Origin of the sequence: Paracoccus everestensis (genome assembly GCF_021491915.1) — a bacterium.
In the GTDB taxonomy this organism is placed as follows: Bacteria; Pseudomonadota; Alphaproteobacteria; order Rhodobacterales; family Rhodobacteraceae; genus Paracoccus; species Paracoccus everestensis.
The window spans coordinates 321,148-340,316 of record NZ_CP090836.1; the positions used below are offsets into that span (position 1 = coordinate 321,148).

Annotated in this window: 17 protein-coding genes and 1 pseudogene; 3 read left to right on the plus strand and 15 right to left on the minus strand. The window is 66.1% G+C overall.

Going from position 1 to position 19,169, the window contains the following annotated elements; all coding sequences use genetic code 11:
- Nucleotides 1–2: 2 nt before the first annotated feature.
- From LZ585_RS01575 to LZ585_RS01625, 11 genes are all read right to left on the minus strand, one after another.
- Nucleotides 3–788, minus strand: a complete 786-nt coding sequence (locus LZ585_RS01575; RefSeq protein ID WP_234854722.1) for a TIM barrel protein — start codon at nt 786–788, stop codon at nt 3–5.
- 3 nt (nt 789–791) lie between these two features.
- Nucleotides 792–1,808, minus strand: coding sequence for a Gfo/Idh/MocA family protein (locus LZ585_RS01580; RefSeq protein WP_234854723.1), 1,017 nt, complete (start codon nt 1,806–1,808; stop codon nt 792–794).
- A gap of 8 nt (nt 1,809–1,816) precedes the next feature.
- Nucleotides 1,817–2,713: a sugar phosphate isomerase/epimerase family protein gene (locus LZ585_RS01585; RefSeq protein WP_234854724.1), complete on the minus strand. Its 897-nt coding sequence runs from the start codon at nt 2,711–2,713 to the stop codon at nt 1,817–1,819.
- Nucleotides 2,714–2,785: 72 nt separating this feature from the next.
- The gene (locus tag LZ585_RS01590; RefSeq protein ID WP_234854725.1) at nt 2,786–3,727 is read right to left on the minus strand and encodes a substrate-binding domain-containing protein; all 942 of its coding nucleotides are present in this window, start codon (nt 3,725–3,727) and stop codon (nt 2,786–2,788) included.
- A gap of 83 nt (nt 3,728–3,810) precedes the next feature.
- Nucleotides 3,811–4,830, minus strand: a complete 1,020-nt coding sequence (locus LZ585_RS01595) for an ABC transporter permease (RefSeq protein WP_234854726.1) — start codon at nt 4,828–4,830, stop codon at nt 3,811–3,813.
- Between the two features lie 13 nt (nt 4,831–4,843).
- Nucleotides 4,844–6,382: a sugar ABC transporter ATP-binding protein gene (locus LZ585_RS01600; protein WP_234854727.1), complete on the minus strand. Its 1,539-nt coding sequence runs from the start codon at nt 6,380–6,382 to the stop codon at nt 4,844–4,846.
- Between the two features lie 55 nt (nt 6,383–6,437).
- Entirely contained in the window at nt 6,438–7,379 is a 942-nt protein-coding gene (locus LZ585_RS01605; protein WP_234854728.1) for a sugar ABC transporter substrate-binding protein, read from the minus strand.
- A gap of 254 nt (nt 7,380–7,633) precedes the next feature.
- On the minus strand, nt 7,634–8,662 hold the full coding sequence (locus LZ585_RS01610) for a LacI family DNA-binding transcriptional regulator (protein ID WP_234854729.1): 1,029 nt from the start codon (nt 8,660–8,662) through the stop codon (nt 7,634–7,636).
- A gap of 68 nt (nt 8,663–8,730) precedes the next feature.
- Nucleotides 8,731–9,726, minus strand: coding sequence for a Gfo/Idh/MocA family protein (locus LZ585_RS01615; RefSeq protein ID WP_234854730.1), 996 nt, complete (start codon nt 9,724–9,726; stop codon nt 8,731–8,733).
- Entirely contained in the window at nt 9,726–10,868 is a 1,143-nt protein-coding gene (locus tag LZ585_RS01620; protein ID WP_234854731.1) for a Gfo/Idh/MocA family protein, read from the minus strand. Before LZ585_RS01620 ends, LZ585_RS01615 begins: the two co-directional genes overlap by 1 nt.
- A gap of 71 nt (nt 10,869–10,939) precedes the next feature.
- Entirely contained in the window at nt 10,940–11,947 is a 1,008-nt protein-coding gene (locus LZ585_RS01625; RefSeq protein ID WP_234854732.1) for a LacI family DNA-binding transcriptional regulator, read from the minus strand.
- A gap of 108 nt (nt 11,948–12,055) precedes the next feature.
- Here LZ585_RS01625 and LZ585_RS01630 point away from each other — a divergent pair, with 108 nt between their 5' ends.
- Nucleotides 12,056–13,003: a TIM barrel protein gene (locus LZ585_RS01630; RefSeq protein ID WP_234854733.1), complete on the plus strand. Its 948-nt coding sequence runs from the start codon at nt 12,056–12,058 to the stop codon at nt 13,001–13,003.
- Nucleotides 13,000–14,172 (plus strand): Gfo/Idh/MocA family protein, encoded by a 1,173-nt coding sequence (locus LZ585_RS01635; protein ID WP_234854734.1) that lies wholly within the window; start codon nt 13,000–13,002, stop codon nt 14,170–14,172. The genes LZ585_RS01630 and LZ585_RS01635 overlap by 4 nt, the downstream gene beginning before the upstream one ends.
- A gap of 35 nt (nt 14,173–14,207) precedes the next feature.
- Here the strand turns inward: LZ585_RS01635 and LZ585_RS01640 are convergent, their stop codons facing one another.
- The 3 genes and pseudogenes from LZ585_RS01640 to LZ585_RS14925 all read right to left on the minus strand — a co-directional run.
- Nucleotides 14,208–15,254, minus strand: coding sequence for an NAD(P)-dependent alcohol dehydrogenase (locus LZ585_RS01640; protein WP_234854735.1), 1,047 nt, complete (start codon nt 15,252–15,254; stop codon nt 14,208–14,210).
- Nucleotides 15,255–15,297: 43 nt separating this feature from the next.
- Nucleotides 15,298–15,999 carry an alpha-amylase family glycosyl hydrolase gene (locus LZ585_RS01645; RefSeq protein WP_234854736.1) on the minus strand — a complete coding sequence of 234 codons (702 nt, stop codon included), beginning with the start codon at nt 15,997–15,999 and terminating at the stop codon, nt 15,298–15,300.
- Between the two features lie 61 nt (nt 16,000–16,060).
- Nucleotides 16,061–16,309: pseudogene (locus LZ585_RS14925) on the minus strand (alpha-amylase family glycosyl hydrolase); the annotation flags it as partial.
- Between the two features lie 155 nt (nt 16,310–16,464).
- On the opposite strand from LZ585_RS14925, the gene LZ585_RS01655 reads away from it, so the two are divergent.
- Entirely contained in the window at nt 16,465–17,415 is a 951-nt protein-coding gene (locus LZ585_RS01655) for a TIGR03885 family FMN-dependent LLM class oxidoreductase (RefSeq protein WP_234854738.1), read from the plus strand.
- Between the two features lie 21 nt (nt 17,416–17,436).
- Here the strand turns inward: LZ585_RS01655 and LZ585_RS01660 are convergent, their stop codons facing one another.
- A complete protein-coding gene (locus LZ585_RS01660; RefSeq protein WP_234855711.1) occupies nt 17,437–19,095 on the minus strand; it encodes an NAD+ synthase in 1,659 nt (552 codons plus the stop codon).
- Nucleotides 19,096–19,169: the final 74 nt, after the last annotated feature.

Here is a 19,169-nt window from a genome sequence, read left to right on the forward strand (position 1 = left end):
GATCAAAGCTGCGCGGAAACAAAGGCCATGCTGGTCTTCAGCGCGTCCTTGGGATCGGCGGCCCGGTGGACTTCGGGGGCGAAGGGTTCAAAGCTGAAGGCGCCGTCATAGCCCGCGTCCAGCAGGGCGCGGATCTGGGGCAGGTTTTCCAGCCGGTCCCGGCCGTCCACCAATACCCGGTGCGCGTCCAGCATATCCGCCACGGACACATCGGGGTCGGTCACGCCCGAGATGTGGACAAGGCCGGTCCATTCCGGGAAGAACTCGGTTTCGTCTGCCAGATGGTGGTGGAAGGTGTCGTGCATCAGCTTGTAGGTGCCCGTTCCCCCGGCAGCCTCGATGGCGCGGATCGCCTCGGCCTTGGTCCGCAGCGAGGAAATCGGAAAGCCCAGCGGTTCCACCAGCCCGGTCAGACCGCGCGTATCCAGGATCGTCTTCATCGCGGTCAGCGCGCCGACAAGACTGTCGAAATCCACCGGCGTGCCGTCGTTCAGCGGGCACATGACCAGAGCCTTGGCTCCGCAGGCGGCGGCGTAATCGGCCATCGCCTCGGCCCGCGCGGGCAGGTCGCCCCCCCAGACGTTGAAGGGATAAAGCGCGTTGATGGAAACGATGGTCACGCCTGCTTTCTGGGCCTCGGCCTTCACGTCCTCGGGACGCCATTGGGACAGGACATCGGGCAGGTCGTTGCGGATTTCCACCTCGGTCACGCCAAGGTCGCGGGCGGTGGCGAAGAAGTCGGACAGCGATAGGGTCGGGGCGGCGATGTGGTTCAGGGCAAAGCGCATGGGTCAGCCTTGGGCGTAAAGGGCGGGACGGTCGGGATAGGTGATGGCGATCATCTCGCCCTCGGCCTCCTGCGCCTGGACGCAAGCGTCAGACGCAACGGCGGCCATGTAGCCGTCCCAGGATGTCGGGCCGGATGCCGTTCCCTGCGCCGCAGCCTTCAGGAAGTCCTGCAGTTCAACGTCATAGGAGGCGACGAAGCGGTCCTTCCAGTCGGTCAGGATCGGGTTCTGCAGGCTGGCGTTCAGGCGTGTCTGGATCGCCATGGGTTCGGGCAGGCGGGCCACGCCATCCTCGCCCACGACCTCGCACTGGATGTCATAGCCGTAATGGCAGTTCACGAAGATTTCCGTGTCGATGACCGTGCCCTTGGCCGTCACCAGCGTCACGATCTGCGGGTCGCGGAGTTTCGCATGGGTGCGGGCGCAGGACCGGGGGAAGGTCACGCGGGCCGAGACATAATCGTCGGCCAGCAGCCAGCGGAACACGTCGATCTCGTGGATCAGCGTGTCGTGGATCGCCATGGGGGTGGTATAGGCTTCCGGCACGGTGGGGTTCCTGTGCGCGGCATGAACCATGATCGGCGCACCGATCTGGCCGTCCACCACCTTTTTCAGCGCAGCGTAGCCTTCGTCATAGCGACGCATGAAGCCGACCTGCACCAGCCGCTTGCCGTGCGCGACCTCGGCATCGACGATGCGCTTGGCGCCTTCGGCGGTCGTGGCCAGCGGCTTTTCGCAGAAACAGGGCTTGCCCGCGGCGATGGCGGCCAGCACGTATTGTTCATGCGTCGCGCCCCAGGACGTGACCAGCACGGCATCCACTTGGTCGCTGGAAATCAGTTCCTCGCCCGTGTCGAAGACGGTGGCGTCCGGAGCGAGGTCGGCCTTCACGGCTTCGGCGGATGCGCGGTTCACGTCCGACAGCGCGGTGATGGTGCCGCCCGACAGCACCTGGTTGATGCGCCGCGCGTGGTCGCGGCCGATGGCTCCGGTGCCGATGACACCAATCCTGACGGTCATGTTGGATCTCACTTCCAGTATTGTTCGACGTATCGTTTGGTTTCCGACAGCATGAAGCGGGCGCTGTCCTCGGCCCGGTCCTCCCAGGCGAAGACGCAGTTCGACAGCACGCCATCGAACTTCATCTCGGCAAGGGTGGCGAAGAAGATGTCCCAGTCGATCTCGCCCTGGCCGAAATCGGTGTGCTGGTGGACGCGCACCTTCGATCCCGGCGGGTTGACGATGTAACGCAGCTGCGACGACCTGGTGTGGTCATAGGTATCGGCCAGCCGGACGTGTTCCAGATACCCTTCGGTCGCGCGCAGGTTCGCCACCATGTCGGGACCGTAGAAGAAGGTATGCGGCGCGATAAAGGAGGCGCGCACCATGGGCGAGTTGATGGTCTTGATGATATCGACAGCCGGGGCGATCTCCTCCAGCCAGTCCTCGGGGTGCGCCTCCAGCGACAGCTTGATCCCCTCGCGTTCCAGGATCGGGACAAGCACGTCCATGGCACGGAAGAACGCGGCCTCGCAGGTTTCGGGGCGGTGCAGGCCGGACCGGTCGTTGAGGCTGCGGTCGGGGCTGCCGCCGCGTCCGAATTCGCTGACGAACAGCGGGCATTCCAGTTCCACGGCCCATTCGATGGCACGCTTCCAGTTGTCGATCGCCGCGTCCCATTCGTCGGGATAGGGACTGGCCCAGCGATACATCGGCTGGATCGAGGCGAGGCCCACGTTATTGTCGCGCAGCGCACGTTTGAAGCTGGCGATCCGCTCTGGGTAAAGCTTCGGGCGGGTCCACCACGAGAAGAAGTCGGGCCGGGGCGACATTTCCACATGGTCATAGCCAAGCTCGGCGACCTTGCGGACGGTATCCTCCAGCGACAGGTGGCGGATCATGTGCGGGTCAAGCGTGTGTTTCATCGGGCGTCTCGGACAGGGGGTTGGGGCCGGGCGAGGCGGGGAGGAGGAGACGCCCCGCCCGGCAAAGGCCGGTTACTTCTGGTAATCGGCCATGTTCTGGGGCGTGACCGGCTCGAACGGGATCCAGTGTTTGGGTTCGATCTTCTCGCCCCCTGCTGCGGCGACGGCGGCGCGGACCGCCTGTTCGCCCTGGCCGGTGGCGTTCTGATAGACGGTCACGTCCATCTGCCCGGCCTCCATCGCGGCAAGCCCGTCTGCGGTGGCGTCGATGCCGGCGATGACGATATCGCCCTTGCCGGTGGTCGCCGCCAGGGCCTGCGCCGCGCCAATCGCCATTTCGTCGTTGTTGGCGACGATGGCATCGAATTCCAGGCCCGCCGTCAGCCAGGACGTGACCAGATCCTGCGCCTGCACGCGGTTCCAGTTGGCGACCTGCTTTTCGATGATCTCGACAGGGCAGTCGGGCTGGGCAAAGGCTTCCTCGACCATCTGGGTGCGCACATGGGCGGCGTGGTTTTCCAGCGGGCCCATCAGGATCACGGCCTTGGCATCCTCGCGGCCCTTCAGCGCCTCGCAGACGGCGGCGGCTTCCAGGCGGCCCGCGTCGGTTTCCTGCGATCCGACATAGCCGGTGCCTTCGGGCATCCCGGTTTCCAATTCCGCAGGCGGGTGGTTCACATAGATCAGCGGAATGCCCGCCCCCGTCGCCGTGGCGGTGATGGCTGCCGTGCTGTCGCCATCGACCGCGTTCACGATGATCGCATCGACGCCGTTGGCGACGAAGATCTGGACCTGGTTCAGCTGCTTGGCCACGTCCAGTTGCGCATCCTCGATCGACAGGGTGACGCCTTCGGTGCGCTCGGCCTCGGCGCGGATGCCGTTCAGCAGGATCGTCAGGAAGGGGTTGTCGAATGATGTCATGGTGACGCCGATCCGGGTTTCGGCAAGCGCCGGGGCGGCAAGCGACAGGCAAAGGGCGGTGGTGACGGCAATCTTTCTGGGCAGTCTGGTCATGGGATGCATCCTGTCGTTTGGGGTGTGCAGGGGGAACCGGCCGGCGCCGGGGGCGGCCCGATGGCCGGGCCGCGCGGGGTGTTTCAGCTGGTCTTGCGGCGCTTGCGCTGGCGGTGGACATCGGCCACCACGGCAGCCACGACGATCGCGCCCTTGATCATCTCCTGGTAGTAGGCATCCAGCCGCAGGAAGGTGAAGCCCGAGATGATGACACCGAAGATCACCATGCCGATAGCCGTGCCCAGGATGGATCCCCGCCCGCCGTTCAGCGACACGCCCCCGATCACCGCCATGGCGATGGCGTCCAGTTCATAGGCGAGGCCCATGCCCGCCTGCGCGGTCTGGCCTCGGGCCGCGACCACCATCCCGGCCAGGGCCGCCAGCATCGCGGCGATGACATAGACCTTGACCAGGTGGCGTTCCACGTCGATGCCCGACACGCGCGCGGCCTGGGCATTGGCGCCGATAGCATAGGTGAACTTGCCGTAGCGGGTGTATTTCATCGCGATATGGAAGATCGCCGCGACGATGATGAAGATCACCACCGGCATCATGCCCGACCCGATCCAGGCAAAGCCCTCGGTCGGGAAGCTGACCGGCTGGCCCTTGGTGTACCACTTGGCGAACCCGCGCACCGTGACCATGGTGCCCAGCGTGGCGATGAAGGGCGGGATCTTGGTATAGGCGATCAGCCAGCCGTTGATGAGGCCGACGATGGCCCCGCAACCAAGCCCGATCAGCAGCGGCACGATCATCGGCAGGTCGGTCAGCGCGGGATAGACCGCGCGGGCATAGGTGGACACCTGGGCGAAGGACATCGCCACCATGGCGACCGCCCCCACCACGGACCCCGACGACAGGTCGATCCCGCCCGAGATGATGACCTGCGTCACGCCCACGGCGATGATGCCGATCACAGACACTTGCAGGATCATGATCTTCAGCCGGTTCCAGGAAAACAGGAAGGACTGGCCCTGGAAGATCCAGCCCAGGATCTCGAAGACCAGGGCGATGCCGATCAGGACCAGCAGGATGTTGACCTCGGTCGGCAGGCGGCGCTGCGTGCGAGGCGCGGCGCGGGCGGTGATGTCTTGGCTGCTCATGCGAATGGTTCCCTTACTTCGCCGCAAGCGACATGATCTTGACCTGATCCGCATCGGCGCGGTCCAGGAAGCCGGACACATGGCCTTCGTGCATGACCATGATGCGGTCGGACATGCCCAGCACCTCGGGCAGTTCCGAGGAGATCATCAGCACGGCCACGCCCTGGGCTGCCAGTTCCGTGATCAGGCGGTGGATTTCGGATTTCGCGCCCACGTCGATGCCGCGGGTCGGTTCGTCCAGGATCAGGATCCGGGGTTTCGTCAGAAGCCAGCGGGCGATCAGCAGCTTCTGCTGGTTGCCGCCCGACAGGTTTTCCACCGTTTCCTGAAGGTTCGGGGTCTTGACGCGCAGGGTGCGGGCCATGTCCTCGGCCAGGCGGTTCACTTCGCGCTGCTGGACGAAGCCGTTCCTGACATGGCTGCGGGTGATCAGCGCGGACTGGATGTTTTCCAGGCAGTCCAGCGTCAGGAAGCAGCCGGTTTCCTTGCGATCCTCGGTCAGGAAGGCCATGCCATGCGCCATGGCCTGCGCGGGCGTGGCGATGGTCACGGGCTTGCCGTCGATCAGGATTTCGCCGGACTCGGCCGGGTGGACGCCGAACAGCGCCTCGGCCACATTGGACCGCTTGGACCCGACCAGACCGGCCAAGCCCAGGATCTCGCCCCGGCGCAGGGAAAAGGACACGTCGTGGAAGACGCCGGGCAGGGTCAGGTTGCGAACCTCGAGGATCGTGTCGCCGATGGGGCAGTCCACCTTGGGGAACATGTTGGTGATCTCTCGGCCCACCATCATGCGGATGATGTCGTCGCGCGTCACGTCGGATGCGTTATGGGTGCCGACATACTTGCCGTCGCGGAAGACGGTGAATTCGTCGGCGATCTCGAACAGTTCGTTCATCTTGTGGGTGATATAGACGATGCCGATGCCGCGGGCGCGCAGGTCGCGGATGATGGCGAACAGGTGGTCCACCTCGCGTTCCGTCAGCGCGGATGTCGGTTCGTCCATGATCAGCACGTCGGAATTGTGGCTGACCGCCTTGGCGATCTCGACCATCTGCTTTTGTGCCACGGTCAGGTCGCTGACCTGCGCGCGGGGGTCCAGCCTGATGTTGAGCCGCGCGAACAGATCGGCCGTCATGCGGGTCATCTCGGCATGGTCGATCAGGCCGAAGCGGTTCTTCGGTTCGCGCCGGATCCAGATGTTTTCCGCCACCGTCATCCAGTTCATCAGCGCCAGTTCCTGGTGGATCATCGAGATCCCCTGTTCAAGCGCATCCAGCGGCGATTTCAGCGCGACCACCTGTCCCCGCAGACGGATCTCGCCCGCGTCGGGCTGATAGACGCCGGCGATGATCTTCATCAGCGTGGACTTGCCCGCACCGTTTTCCCCCATCAGGGCATGGACGGTGCCGGGCCGGACGCGCAACTGCACGTCGTCCAGCGCAAGAACGCCCGGGAATTCCTTGCGGATGCCGCTGATCGACAAGACACCCTCGCGCTGGGTTGCCGCGTGAACGCGGTCGATGGCGGCTGCGGTTCTTGGGCTGACCATCCTCTGTCCTCCGGTTGGGGAAGGGCGCCGGGCGCGGACCGCCCGGCGTCAAGGCTCAGTTCCGGGCCTGGTATTCGGCCAGGTTCGCGGGCGTCACCAGTTCGAAGGGCACATAGACCTTGTTCTCGACCTCTTCCCCGCGCGCCAGCTTCAGGGCCGCATCCACCGCGCCCTCACCCTGGCCCGCCGCGTTCTGGAACACGGTCACGTCCAGGTCGCCCGCCTCCATTGCGGCAAGCGCGTCCTGCGTCGCATCAACACCACCGACGATCACGTCATCCATCGACACGCCCGCCGATTTCATGGCCTGGATCGCGCCGATGGCCATTTCGTCGTTGTTGGAGATCACCGCGTCGAATTCCAGCCCCGAGGTGATCCAGTTCGTCATCAGGTCTGCGGCCTGGGTGCGCGACCAGTTCGCGGTCTGCTCCTCGACGATCTGGATGAAGCTGCATTCGGGCGTGGCGATCACGTCCTTGATGTCCTGGGTGCGCATCCGCGCGGCCTGGTTCGACAACTCGCCCATCAGGACGACGGCCTTGGCCTCGGTCTTGCCGGCCTCTTTCAGAAGGCGGCAGATTTCCTGGGTTTCCAGGGTGCCGGATTCCTTTTCGTCGGATGCCACGAAGGCCTGGTTTTCCGGCAGGTCGTCGACGTTCACCGGTTCGCGGTTCACATAGACCAGCGGGATCCCGGCGTCGGCCGCGGCTTGCGACATGGCGACGGTGGCATCTGTATCGACAGGGTTCACGATGATCGCGTCCACGCCCGAGGCCACGAAGTTCTGGATCTGGTTCAGCTGCTTGCCCACGTCGTTCTGCGCGTCCTCGATCTGCAGGGTCACGCCGTCCAGACTGGCGGCGTGGTCCCCCATCCCGTTGCGCAGGACAGTCAGGAAGTTGTCGTCGAACAGGGCCATGGACACCCCGATGTTCTCGGCCTGGGCAGCCGTTCCCAGCAGCCCGCAGATCGCGGTCGCCGTCAGCAGTCGCTTCATGGTCTTCCTCCACTGATGGTGCGCTTGGGCACCTTGTTCGTTGCTCTGTGCCAGACGACGGGCCGCAAGGGGCCAGCCCTGCGGATGCAGGGTTGCGCGGCTTTGGGTCTTTGGCAGGCGGCGACGATTCTCCTCAGGTCGTCGCAGGGGAAAGATCACGGAATGGCGTGCGTGGGTCAATCATGCTGTGGCGGCGGAAACCATCATTCGTGATGGAAAATGACGGGTGCAATGATGGCTTTGCATCACGCGCCTTACAGGCTTTCCGGTGTCCAGATCTGGAAGGGCAGGAACCGCTGCCCCGGATTGTCGGTCAGCCCGTGGTCGCGCGCCTGGATCATCAGGGCCAGGGTTTCCTCGCAGACCTGGCGCAGGGGGGTGCTAATGACCACGGACAGGGTGCGGTCCTGCAAGGCCTCGCGCGAATCCGGCGTCAGTTCATTGACGATCAGCACCACGTCGCCCGGCTTTCGCGACTCGCGCAGCGCGGCGATGGCGCCTTCCATCCCGCCGCCCGCGCAATAGATGCCGACGATGTCGTTGTGCCGTTCCAGAAGTTCGGTCACCGCCTCATGGGTCAGTTGCCGTGTTTCCAGGTTGACCTGGGGGTTCAGCAGTTCGAAATCCGGGGCGTATTCCCGGAAGTAGCTGCGAAATCCGGTTTCGCGCAATTCATGGCCATGAAACCGGTGCCCGCCGATGAAGACCGCGACCTTGCCGGGCTTGGGCGCGATCCTGGAAATCAGCCAGCCCGCCGAACGGCCGACCTTGATGTTGTTGGTGCCGACATAGCTTTCCCGCACCCCTTGGGCGAAATCCGACAGCAGCGAAAAGGTGGGGATGCCGCGCGCGCGCAGGTCGCTGACCGCCGCCGTGACCTTGTGGTGATCCAGCCCGGTGGCCGCCACCGCATCGACCTTGCCGGCGAGTGACGCCAGCAGTTGTTCCAGTTCCCCCGGCAGGGTCGATTGCGCGAACCGCACCGTCACCCGCACCCGGTGCGAGGTGATCTGCGCCGCCTGATCCTGGAACTCACGCGCGAAGTCCTGATAGAAAGGATGCCGTTCCTTTTGCAGGATCAGTGCGACGTGCAGTTCGGGCAGTTCCGCCATCAGCCGCGCCCGGATGGCGTTTGCCCCGTGATAGCCGATGCGCTGCGCGGCGTCCTGCACGCGCCGCGCGGTTTCCTCGCGCACCTTCAGGCGGCCGTTCAGAACCCGGTCGGCCGTGGCAAGGCTGACGCCCGCCTCGCGCGCAAGGTCGGCAATGGTCGGGCGGCGCATCGGCTGTCTTTCCGGCTGGTGATGGGATCCGTCAGGGTCTTGACGGTTTCACATCATCGCCCCGCCCGTCAAGGCTGCCAGCCGCCCCGCAGATCGACCGGCTGGCCCGTCGCAATCGAGGCGATCGCGGCCTCGGCCAGGCGCTGCGCCTCGTATCCGTCGCGGATCCCCGCCAGCGGTGCAGGGCCGCCCTGCAGCCATGCGGCAAAGGCTTCCATCTCGGCGCGATACGCGGCCTCGAACCGGGCGATGAAGTAATCCATCGGGGGCGCGGTCAGCTGGCCCGATGGCCCGGCAATGCGGACATCCGTCTGGGGGCAGTTGTCGATGAACAGGACCTCGGCCGCGCAATGCGCCTCGAGCCGCTGATCATAGCCCAGGGGGCCGCGGCGGTTGTTGGTCATCGTGACCATGCGCCCGGACTCGGTCAGCATCGTCACCGCCAGCGTGTCGATATCGCCCGCCTTGCCAATGGCGGGATCGATCTGGCAATTGCCGACGGCATAGACGGTCGCGATCTCCTCGCCGCACATGAACCGCGCCTGGTCGAAATCGTGGATCGCCTGGTCCCGCAGCATCCCGCCGGATCGGCGGACATAGTCGATGGGCGGCGGACCGGGGTCGCGGGTGTGCATCACCAGTTGTTCCAGCCGCCCCGACTGGCCCGATGCGATGCGGTCCCGCACCGCGCGGAAGTTCGGATCGTAACGGCGCTGAAAGCCCAGCATGCAGCGGATGCCCGAGGCCTCGACGGCCTCGGTCACGCGCGCGACCGTCGGCCAGTCGAGCGAGATCGGCTTTTCGCAGAACACCGCCAGCCCGCGTTCGGCCGCCGCCAGCAGCAACTCCGCATGGCTGTCGGTGGACGAACAGATGACGATGCCGTCCAGGTCGTCGGACAGCGCGTCATGGGCGTCCGACCGCCGTGCCCCGATCCGGGCGGCAAGTGCGTCGCAGTCGGCGACCGGATCGACAAGATGGACGACCTCGACACCGGGAATGGCGGTGGCGTTCATCGCATGGACGGCGCCGATGCGGCCCGCCCCGAAAACAGCAAGACGCATCAGGCCCAGGCCTCCGATTCGATTGTGTTGACGTCGATCCAGCCGCCCGTGCCGCAGGATGCCAGCACCGCATCGACCACGGCGGCGGTATGGACGGCGGCGGCAAAGTCCGGCCAGGCCGGGGTGCCTTGCACGATGGCGCGGATGAATTCGGCCATTTCGACCACGATCATGTCGTTATAGCCGAAGCCATGGCCCGCGCCGATGCAGAAGCGGCCATAATCGCCATGACCCGGCGCGGCCAGGATCGTGCGGAACCCTTGCCGCCCCTTGCGGTCGCGGGCGTCATAGAATTGCAGTTCCGCCATCCGTTCCTGATCGAACCGCACCGTCCCCTTGGTGCCCACGACCTCGTAAGTCAGGCCCATCTTGCGTCCCGCATGGATGCGGCTGGCCGTGATGCTGCCCGGCACGCCGGATGCAAAGCGCATCAGGAACTGGGCCTGGTCGTCGTTTTCGACGGCGGCCATCCCGTCCCCCGCCGGGCGCTGCGCGTGGACCGTCTGGCGCATGCCCACGACCTCGGCCACCGGGCCGACAAGGAAATCCGCCAGGTTGATCGCATGGCTGGCGATGTCGCCAAGCGCACCGGCCCGCCCGACATTGACCGCGACCTGCCGCCAGTCATGGGGCAGCGTCGGGTCCATCAGGTAATCCTCGACATGGGTGGCGCCGAAATGGATGACCTCGCCGATCTCTCCAGTCTCGATGATCTCTCGGGCAAGCTGGGTGGCGGGGTTCTTGACATAGTTGAAGCCGGTCATGGTGACGCGACCGCTGGCCTGCGCGACCCTGGCCATCTGCGCGGCTTCGCGCGCGGTGCGGCCCAGGGGCTTTTCGCAGATCACGTGCTTGCCCGCCTGCAGGGCCGCCATGGCCATGTCCGCGTGCAGGAAGGTGGGCGAGGCGATGGCAACCGCCTGCACGTCTTCCGCCGCCAGCAGATCGCGCCAGTCGCCTGTGCCGCGTTCAAAACCGAAATCCCGCGCGCGGCGCTGTGCGCCCGCCGCCTTCGATGTCGCGATGACACGCCTGATCGCGCGATCCGGCATCTCGTAGACCGTCGAGACCTGCGACAGCGCGATGGCATAGGCCTTGCCCATGTAGCCCGCGCCGATGACCCCAAAGCCGATGTCAGCCATGTTTCCTCCATCCTTGGCGCCACGCTAGCCACGGCGGGGCAGGGGACAAGCGGGGGGTTGAGGGGAAACCCTCAGACGCTTTCGGGCATGAGGATCTGGATTTCGGTCGCGATGGACCTGGCCTCGCCTTCAAGCCGGCCGATCAGCCGGGCCATGGTTTCGACGGCCAACCGGGCCTCCAGCACAGGACGCTGGTCGATGATCACCTGCACCTTGCGGGCCTTCAGCATCAGGTGGCGTTCGGGGGTTTGTTCGTGGGTGACGATGGAAAATGGACGGGTCTGACGGATGGGCGCCAGCGCCGCGACCAGTTCCGAACAGCCGGTGGTGCACAGATAGATGCCGCGCAGGTCGGGGTTCGTGCGTGCCGCGCGCAGCGCCATGGCGGCTGCGGTGGCCTTGTCCTCGTGCGTTTCCAGGATATCGGCGACCCGCAGGGCGGGATGGCGTTCTGCCAGGACGTCCGTGAAGCCGCCGCTGCGGGCCCCATGGCCGGGCATGTCGAAGCGGCCGATCAGCACCAGCGTGTCGCCGCCCTGACCAACCAGATATCCCATCAGGTCGCCCGCGACCCGGCCCGACTGGCGGTCGTCGGGCCCGACAAAGGCCGCGCGGCCACGGGCGGGCACGTCGTCGGCCAGGGTCACGACCGGGATGCGCGGGGGCAGCGCCTCGATCGCCGCGACGATCTGGGGGGCGGCGGGAACGGTCAGGATCATCCCGTCCGCCCAGGCGGCGGCACGGGCGATCTGGGCGGCGATGCGGTCGGGCTGCGCCGGGTCGATCCGCTCGATCTGGAACAGCAGGTTCAGGTCGCGATGAATGGCGCGGGCCTGTTCGATGCCCTGGCGCAACTGGGCATGGAACGGATTGGACGGCGGCTGGATCAGCACCGCGATGCGCTTGGCGGCCGTGGGCGTGACCCGCAGGCTGCGATCCAAGCCTAGGCGGCGGGCGGCCGACAGGATCGCCGCCTCCTTGTCCGCGGACACCCCGCCGCGGCGGTTCACCACCCGGTCCACGGTGGCCAGCGATACCCCTGCCGCCTGCGCCACGTCTTCCAGCGTCACTTTTCCCATGGTTCTTCCCTTTTCGGCAGGACGATGGGCGATTGAGGGGATCCCCTCAAGGCCGATCTTCGTCCTGCGTCACTTGCCGGTTAATCCTGCCTGGACCGGAGGAAGCCCATGACCATCACCATCACGACGGCGCCCTGTTGCTGGGGCGTGGACGATGTCTCGAACCCGAACCTGCCCGATTGGCGGCTGGTTCTGAAGGAGATTGCGGCGGCGGGTTACGGCGGGCTGGAACTGGGGCCATACGGATACATGCCGCTGGACGCGCCGATGGTATCGGATGCCTTGCGCCAGCATGGGCTGTATGTCGTGGCGGGCACCATCTTCGACAACCTTGTGGATCCCGCGAACCGCGAGGCGCTGGAACGACAGGCGCACCAGATCTGTGCGGTGATCACGGCGCTTCCAAAACCGCCCACAGCGCCGGGCCAGCGGTTCGCCGCACCCTATCTGACGGTAATGGACTGGGGGCACGATGCGCGAGATTACGCCGCGGGCCATTCGGACCGCGCGGTGCGGCTGGACGACGCCGCCTGGGCGGGCATGGTCGCCAACATCCGCGCCATTGCCCGGATCGCGCGGGACGAATACGGCGTCCGCGCCGTGATCCACCCCCATGCGGGCGGCCATGTCGAATTCGCGGACGAGATCGCGCGGGTCTGCGCCGACATCCCCGCGCCCGTGGCGGGGCTGTGCCTGGACACCGGCCACATCGCCTATGCCGGGATGGATCCCGTGGCGGTGCTGGACCGGTACTGGGACCGGCTGGACTACATTCACTTCAAGGACATCGATGCCACGAAATTTGCGGATGTGATGACCCGCCGCATCCGCTTTTTCAACGCCTGCGCCGAAGGCGTGATGTGTCCCATCGGCGACGGCTGCATCGACTATCCCGCGATCCGGTCGCTGCTGGAACGGCGCGGCTATGCCGGTTTCATCACCGTCGAGCAGGAACGCGATCCCCGCAATGCCGGGGGATCGCTGGCCGATGTCGCGAAATCCCGCCGCTATCTGGAAACCAGAGGCTTTGCCGCCACCAAGGAGACGACCCGATGATCGACGGCACGCGCCTGACGAAGAACGCAATCCGATGGGGCATGGTCGGCGGCGGCAGGGGCAGCCAGATCGGCTATGTCCACCGGTCCGCCGCGATGCGCGACGGCTATTTCGATCTGGTAGCCGGGGCCTTTGACCTGGATCCCGGCCGGGGCCGGGCCTTCGGGGCCGACCTGGGGCTGGATCCGGATCGCTGCTATCCCGATTGCCAGGCGATGTTCGCGGCCGAATCCGCCCGCCCCGACGGCATCCGCTGCGTGACCATCGCCACGCCGAACAACACCCATTACCCGATCACCCGCGCCGCCTTGCTGGCAGGCATCCATGTCATCTGCGAAAAGCCCCTGACCTTCACCACGGCCGAGGCGCTGGACCTGCAGGCCCTCGCCGCCGAACGCGGTCTGGTCGTGGGCGTCACCTATGGCTATTCCGGCCACCAGATGATCGAGGAGGCGGCGCGGTTGGTCGCGGATGGCACCTTGGGCGAGATCCGCATTGTTAACCTGCAATTCGCCCACGGCTTTCACAGCGCACCGGTGGAACAGGACAGCCCCGCCACCCGCTGGCGCGTCGATCCGGCCTTTGCTGGCCCCAGCTATGTCCTGGGGGATCTGGCCACCCATCCGCTGTATATTGCGCAGGTGATCTGCCCCGATCTGCGCATCAGGCGGCTTCTCTGCACCCGGCAAAGCTTCGTCGCCTCGCGCGCGCCGCTGGAGGATAACGCGACGGTTCTGATGGAATATGACGGGGGCGCGGTGGGGACGCTGTGGACATCGGCCGTGAATGCCGGGGCGATGCACAGCCAGAAGGTGCGGATCACCGGATCCAGGGGATCGGTCGAATGGTGGGACGAACACCCCAACCAGTTGCGGCTGGAAATCCAGGGCGAGCCCGCGCGCCTTCTGGACCGGGGGATGCCTTATCTGCACCCGCAGGCGCTGGGCGATGACCGTATCGGTGCAGGCCATCCCGAAGGGCTGTTCGAGGCATGGGCCAACCTGCATTCGCGCTTTGCCCAAGCCATCGAGGCGCATGAGGAGGGCGATCCGTCCCGCGTGGCCCATCTGCGCTATCCCGGCGTCGCGGCGGGGGTCGAGGGCGTCCGCTGGGTGGAACATTGCGTCCGGTCCGCGGATGGGGGCGGCGTCTGGGTGGATTATGCCTGACAGCCGGGGTTGTCCCCGGCCGTCAGGGCTGTGGTTCACGCCATCGTGGCGATGTCCATGACAAAGCGGTATTTCACGTCGCCCTTCAGCATCCGTTCGTAAGCCTGCTCGATCTCATCGGCGCGGATCATCTCGATATCGGCGGTGATGCCGTGCTGGGCGCAGAAATCCAGCATTTCCTGGGTTTCCGGGATGCCGCCGATCAGGGATCCGGCAAGGCTGCGGCGGCGCATGATCAGGTTGAAGACATTGGGCGAGGGATGGGGCGTCGCGGGCGCGCCCACCAGCGTCATGGTGCCGTCGCGCTTCAGCAACGCCAGGAACGCGTCCAGGTCATGGGGCGCGGCGACCGTGTTCAGGATGAAATCGAAGCTTTGGGCATGGGCCGCCATCTCCTCGGCATTCCTGGACACGATCACTTCGTCCGCGCCCAGGGCCTTGGCGGCCTCGCGCTTGTCGGGCGAGGTTGTGAAGGCCACCACATGGGCGCCCATCGCGTGCGCCAGCTTTACGCCCATATGGCCCAAGCCCCCGATGCCGACGATGCCGACCTTCTTGCCCGGTCCCGCGCCCCAGTGACGCAGCGGCGAATAGGTGGTGATGCCCGCGCACAGCAGCGGGGCCACGGCGGCCAGCTGATCCTCTGGGTGGGTGATGCGCAGGACGAAGCGTTCATGGACCACGATCGCCTGGGAATAGCCGCCCAGCGTATGGCCCGGCGCGTCGGCGGTCGGACCGTTATAGGTGCCGACCATGCCGTCGCAGTAATTCTCCAGCCCTTCGGCGCAGTCGGGGCAACCCTGGCAGCTGTCCACGATGCAGCCGACGCCGACCAGATCGCCCGGCTTGTGGCTGGTGACGTGGGTGCCGACCTCGGTCACGCGGCCCACGATCTCGTGGCCCGGGACGCAGGGATACAGCGTGCCTGCCCATTCGCTGCGCACCTGGTGCAGGTCGGAATGGCAGATGCCGCAAAAGACGATCTGGATCGCCACGTCATGGGCACCCACGTCGCGGCGGGTGATCTCCATCGGGCCAAGGGGCTGGTCGGCGGCATGGGTTCCAACGGCATGAACGGTCATGACAATATCCTTTCGGGGATTTTGCGAAGGGGATGACAGTGCCTTATCGCGGCCATTTGGACCAGCGAAAATCATAAGCGGGCAGGGTGGCTTTCAGATGTCCGTCATCGGTGGACAACGGATCGCCCAGAAGAACCGAGCCCTCGCCCCGGCACGATGCCCCCAGATCCAGATCCAGGGGCGCGGGCTTGGCCGACAGGTTGTGGATCACGACAAGGTCATGGTCGGCGGCGGCATATCGCAGGGCGATCACGCTGTCCGGCGCATCGCCGATGGGGCGGCATTCGCGGCGGCCGATGCCGGGATGGGCCAGGCGGATCGCTGCCAAGCGCGCGACCAGGTTCAGCAGCGATCCATCATCCGCCCATTGGGCTTCGGCATTGACGGCGCCGGGACCGAAATCGCCCGTCACCAGGGCTTGGGTCAATTGCGCCTTGGGGGCGGTGGAAAAGCCGCCGTTGCGGCCCTTGGTCCACTGCATCGGGCTGCGCACGGCGTTGCGGCCCTTTTGCGACAGATCCTCGCCCATCCCGATCTCGTCGCCATAGCAGATCAGGGGGGCGCCAGGCATGGCGAACAGCAGGCTGAAGGCAAGGCGCAACCTTGGCCCATCGCCCCCCAGCATCGCCGCCAGGCGGCGCAGGCCGCGCCCGAAGATGCGCATGGCGTCGTCCGCGCCAAGGGCATCCATGGTGTCGCGGAAGGCGTCCGGGTCCAGCCGTTCCAGGTTGGCCTCGTCGGGCATCGTGGCGGGCCGACAGGAACCACGGATGCCGGTCCGAGGTGTGCTGCGCCACCAGATCCAGGATCACGCGGATGCCGCGCGCCCCGGCGCCGGTCACAAAGGCCAGGAAGTCGTCGAAGGTGCCGTATCGCGGATTGACCTGCAGGTAATCGGTGATGTCATAGCCGTTGTCGCGGTTGGTCGCGGGATGGAAGGGCCGCAGCCAGATGCAGGTCACGCCCAACCGGGCGAGGTGGTCCAGCCTGTCCGTCAGCCCCGCGAAATCGCCGATCCCGTCGCCGTTGCCGTCGCAAAAGCGTTCCACGTCCACGCCATAGATGACCGCGTTCTTCCATCACTCGCCCGTCTCGGCCATGCCCGTCCCTTTTCGTGCCACAGCGCAAGCCGCCAGATGCGGGAATTGTTCCGCGCGGGAACTTCCCGCCGGGTCGGGGGCTTGCACTGGGACGGATGACGGGATCTGCCATGACGCGCATCGGATACCACGCTTCTCACGAACAGTTCGACCCGCGCACCTTGCGCGACCTTGCGGTCCGGGCCGAGGCGGCGGGCTTTGCCGCGATCAAGTGTTCAGACCATATCCAGCCCTGGAGCGCGCGTCAGGGCCAGTCCGGCCATGCCTGGGTCTGGCTGGGGGCGGCGATGGCGGCAACCACGGTTCCCTTCGGCAACATTTCCGCGCCGGGATACCGCTATCACCCGGCCGTGATGGCCCAGGCGGTAGCAACGCTGGGGCAGATGTTCCCGGGCCGGTTCTGGGTGGCCCTGGGCACGGGCGAGGCGCTGAACGAGGCGATGACGGGCATGGCCTGGCCTGATAAGCCCGAACGCAATGCCCGCCTGCGGGAATGCTTTGACGTGATGCACGCCCTGCTGCGGGGCGAAACCGTGACCCATCGCGGCCGCATCACCGTGGTCGAGGGGCGGTTGTGGTCGTTGCCCGATGCGCCGCCGCCCCTGTTCGGCGCCGCCGCGACGCCCGAGACGGCGCGTTACCTGGGCGGCTGGGCCGAAGGGCTGCTGACCCTGGGCGGCGATCCCGACAAGGTGGCCAAGGTGATCGCCGCGTTCCGCGACGGCGGCGGAGAGGGCAAGCCCGTCCATATCCAGCACACCATGTCCTGGGCCGAAACGCCCGATCAGGCCATGGCCAACGCCCTGGACCAGTGGGCGCCGGTCGCGATCGGAGGCGAGATCAACTGGGACATCCGCCGCCCGTCCGATTTCGACCTTCTGGGGCAGTTCGTCGGCCCCGACCGGATCGGCCGGTCAGTGCGCGTCTCGGCCGATCCGGGGCTGCACCGCGCCGACCTGCAGGCGCTTTCCGGCCTGGGCGCGGATACGGTCTTTCTTCATAATGTCGGGCGCAACCAGGAAGCCTTTATCGACATGGCCGCGCGCGAATTGCTGGGGTGACGCCTGCCGCGGGACACGCCCCTACAGCTTGTCCCGCCAGCGGTTCACCAAGGGATAACGGCGGTCCAGCCAGAAGGCGCGGGTCGAAATCCTCGGCCCCGGCGCGGCCTGATACCGCTTCCATTCGCTGCCATACAGCAGACGTTCCACGTTGCGCACCGTATCCGCGTCAAAGCCCTGATCGACCAGATCGGCCAGCGACAGATCCTTTTCGACAAGCCCTTCCAGGATCGCGTCCAGGATTTCATAAGGGGGCAGGGAATCCTGGTCCACCTGATCGGGACGCAGTTCCGCCGAAGGCGGCTTCGTGATGATCCGGGGCGGGATCACTTCGCCCGCCGGTCCCATCATCCAGTCGCGATGGTTGGCGTTGCGCCAGCGGCAGGTCTGGAACACGCGGGTCTTGTACAGATCCTTGATCGGATTGTATCCGCCCGCCATGTCGCCATAGATCGTTGCATAGCCCACGCCCACCTCGGACTTGTTGCCGGTGGTCAGCAGCATTCCCCCGAACTTGTTGGAAATGGCCATCAGCATCACCCCGCGCAGGCGGGACTGGATGTTTTCCTCGGTAATGTCAGGTTGCGTGCCTTCCATCAGATGGGCCAGGGCGTCGGACACCGCGTCGCGGGCACCGTCGATGCGGACCGTGTCCAGCCGGGTTCCAAGACGGGCCGCGCAATCGGCCGCGTCGTCCAGGCTGGTCTGGGACGTATATTCGCTGGGCAGCATCACGCAATGGACGTTTTCCGGCCCGACGGCGTCGGCGGCGATGGTCGCCACAAGCGCGGAATCGATCCCCCCGGACAGGCCCAGCACCACCCTGGAAAAGCCCGACTTGCGCATGTATTCGCGCAGGCCCAGCATCATCGCCATGTAATCCTGTTCCCATTCGTCGGGCTGGGGGGCCATTTCGCCCGGTTCGGCCCGCCAGCCGTCGCCCGTCAGGGTGAAATCGACATGGGCCAGCATCTCTTGGAAGGGGGGAAGCTGCACGACCTTGTGGCCGCCGGGATTCAGCACGAAGCTTGCGCCGTCATACAACTGGTCGTCCTGTCCGCCGACCATGTTGACGTAAACCAGCGGCAGCCCGGTTTCGACGACGCGGGCGACCATATGGCCCATGCGCAGGTCCAGCTTGTTCCTGTGATAGGGCGAGCCGTTGGGCACCACCAGGATCTCGGCCCCCGTCTCGGCCAGGGTTTCCGCCACGTCGGGGGCCCAGCCGTCCTCGCAGATGGGCGATCCGATGCGCGCGCCCGCCACCGGATAAGGACCGCTGATCGGTCCGCTGTCGAACAGGCGCAACTCGTCGAACAACTGCTTGTGGGGCAGGCGGTGCTTCAGCACGCGGGCCACCAGTTCGCCGTCCTTGAAGACCCAATAGGCGTTGTAGAGCATGTCGCGGTCGGCCCAGGGTCCGCCGATGCCGATGGCGGGACCGCCGGTGCAGGCCGCGCCCAGGGTTCGGATCGCGTCCTCGGCCTGGCGGGTGAAGGCGGGCTTCAGCACCAGATCCTGGGTCTGGTATCCGGTGATGAACATCTCGGGCAGGGCCAGCATGTCGGCCCCTGCCTCCTTCGCGGCGGCCCAGGCCTCGCGGGCCTTGGCGGCGTTGCCCGGCAGGTCGCCCACGGTGGGGTTCAGCTGGCCGATGGTCAGGCGGAAACGGTTCGTCATGGTGCTTTGCCCCTGGTCCTTGTGGGAATCGTGATAGGCGATGGTGCGCATAAGGAAAAGTCGGGCTTTGCGCC

Bases quoted from the DNA above. Each gene is read 5' to 3' on its own strand.
- LZ585_RS01580 (WP_234854723.1), bottom strand. From the start codon at position 1,808: ATGACCGTCAGGATTGGTGTCATCGGCACCGGAGCCATCGGCCGCGAC.
- LZ585_RS01660 (WP_234855711.1), bottom strand. From the start codon at position 19,095: ATGACGAACCGTTTCCGCCTGACCATCGGCCAGCTGAACCCCACCGTG.
- LZ585_RS01605 (WP_234854728.1), bottom strand. From the start codon at position 7,379: ATGAAGCGACTGCTGACGGCGACCGCGATCTGCGGGCTGCTGGGAACG.
- LZ585_RS01595 (WP_234854726.1), bottom strand. From the start codon at position 4,830: ATGAGCAGCCAAGACATCACCGCCCGCGCCGCGCCTCGCACGCAGCGC.
- LZ585_RS01600 (WP_234854727.1), bottom strand. From the start codon at position 6,382: ATGGTCAGCCCAAGAACCGCAGCCGCCATCGACCGCGTTCACGCGGCA.
- LZ585_RS01620 (WP_234854731.1), bottom strand. From the start codon at position 10,868: ATGGCTGACATCGGCTTTGGGGTCATCGGCGCGGGCTACATGGGCAAG.
- LZ585_RS01645 (WP_234854736.1), bottom strand. From the start codon at position 15,999: ATGCCCGACGAGGCCAACCTGGAACGGCTGGACCCGGACGCCTTCCGC.
- LZ585_RS01630 (WP_234854733.1), top strand. From the start codon at position 12,056: ATGACCATCACCATCACGACGGCGCCCTGTTGCTGGGGCGTGGACGAT.
- LZ585_RS01590 (WP_234854725.1), bottom strand. From the start codon at position 3,727: ATGACCAGACTGCCCAGAAAGATTGCCGTCACCACCGCCCTTTGCCTG.
- LZ585_RS01655 (WP_234854738.1), top strand. From the start codon at position 16,465: ATGACGCGCATCGGATACCACGCTTCTCACGAACAGTTCGACCCGCGC.
- LZ585_RS01635 (WP_234854734.1), top strand. From the start codon at position 13,000: ATGATCGACGGCACGCGCCTGACGAAGAACGCAATCCGATGGGGCATG.
- LZ585_RS01625 (WP_234854732.1), bottom strand. From the start codon at position 11,947: ATGGGAAAAGTGACGCTGGAAGACGTGGCGCAGGCGGCAGGGGTATCG.
- LZ585_RS01575 (WP_234854722.1), bottom strand. From the start codon at position 788: ATGCGCTTTGCCCTGAACCACATCGCCGCCCCGACCCTATCGCTGTCC.
- LZ585_RS01585 (WP_234854724.1), bottom strand. From the start codon at position 2,713: ATGAAACACACGCTTGACCCGCACATGATCCGCCACCTGTCGCTGGAG.
- LZ585_RS01640 (WP_234854735.1), bottom strand. From the start codon at position 15,254: ATGACCGTTCATGCCGTTGGAACCCATGCCGCCGACCAGCCCCTTGGC.
- LZ585_RS01610 (WP_234854729.1), bottom strand. From the start codon at position 8,662: ATGCGCCGCCCGACCATTGCCGACCTTGCGCGCGAGGCGGGCGTCAGC.
- LZ585_RS01615 (WP_234854730.1), bottom strand. From the start codon at position 9,726: ATGCGTCTTGCTGTTTTCGGGGCGGGCCGCATCGGCGCCGTCCATGCG.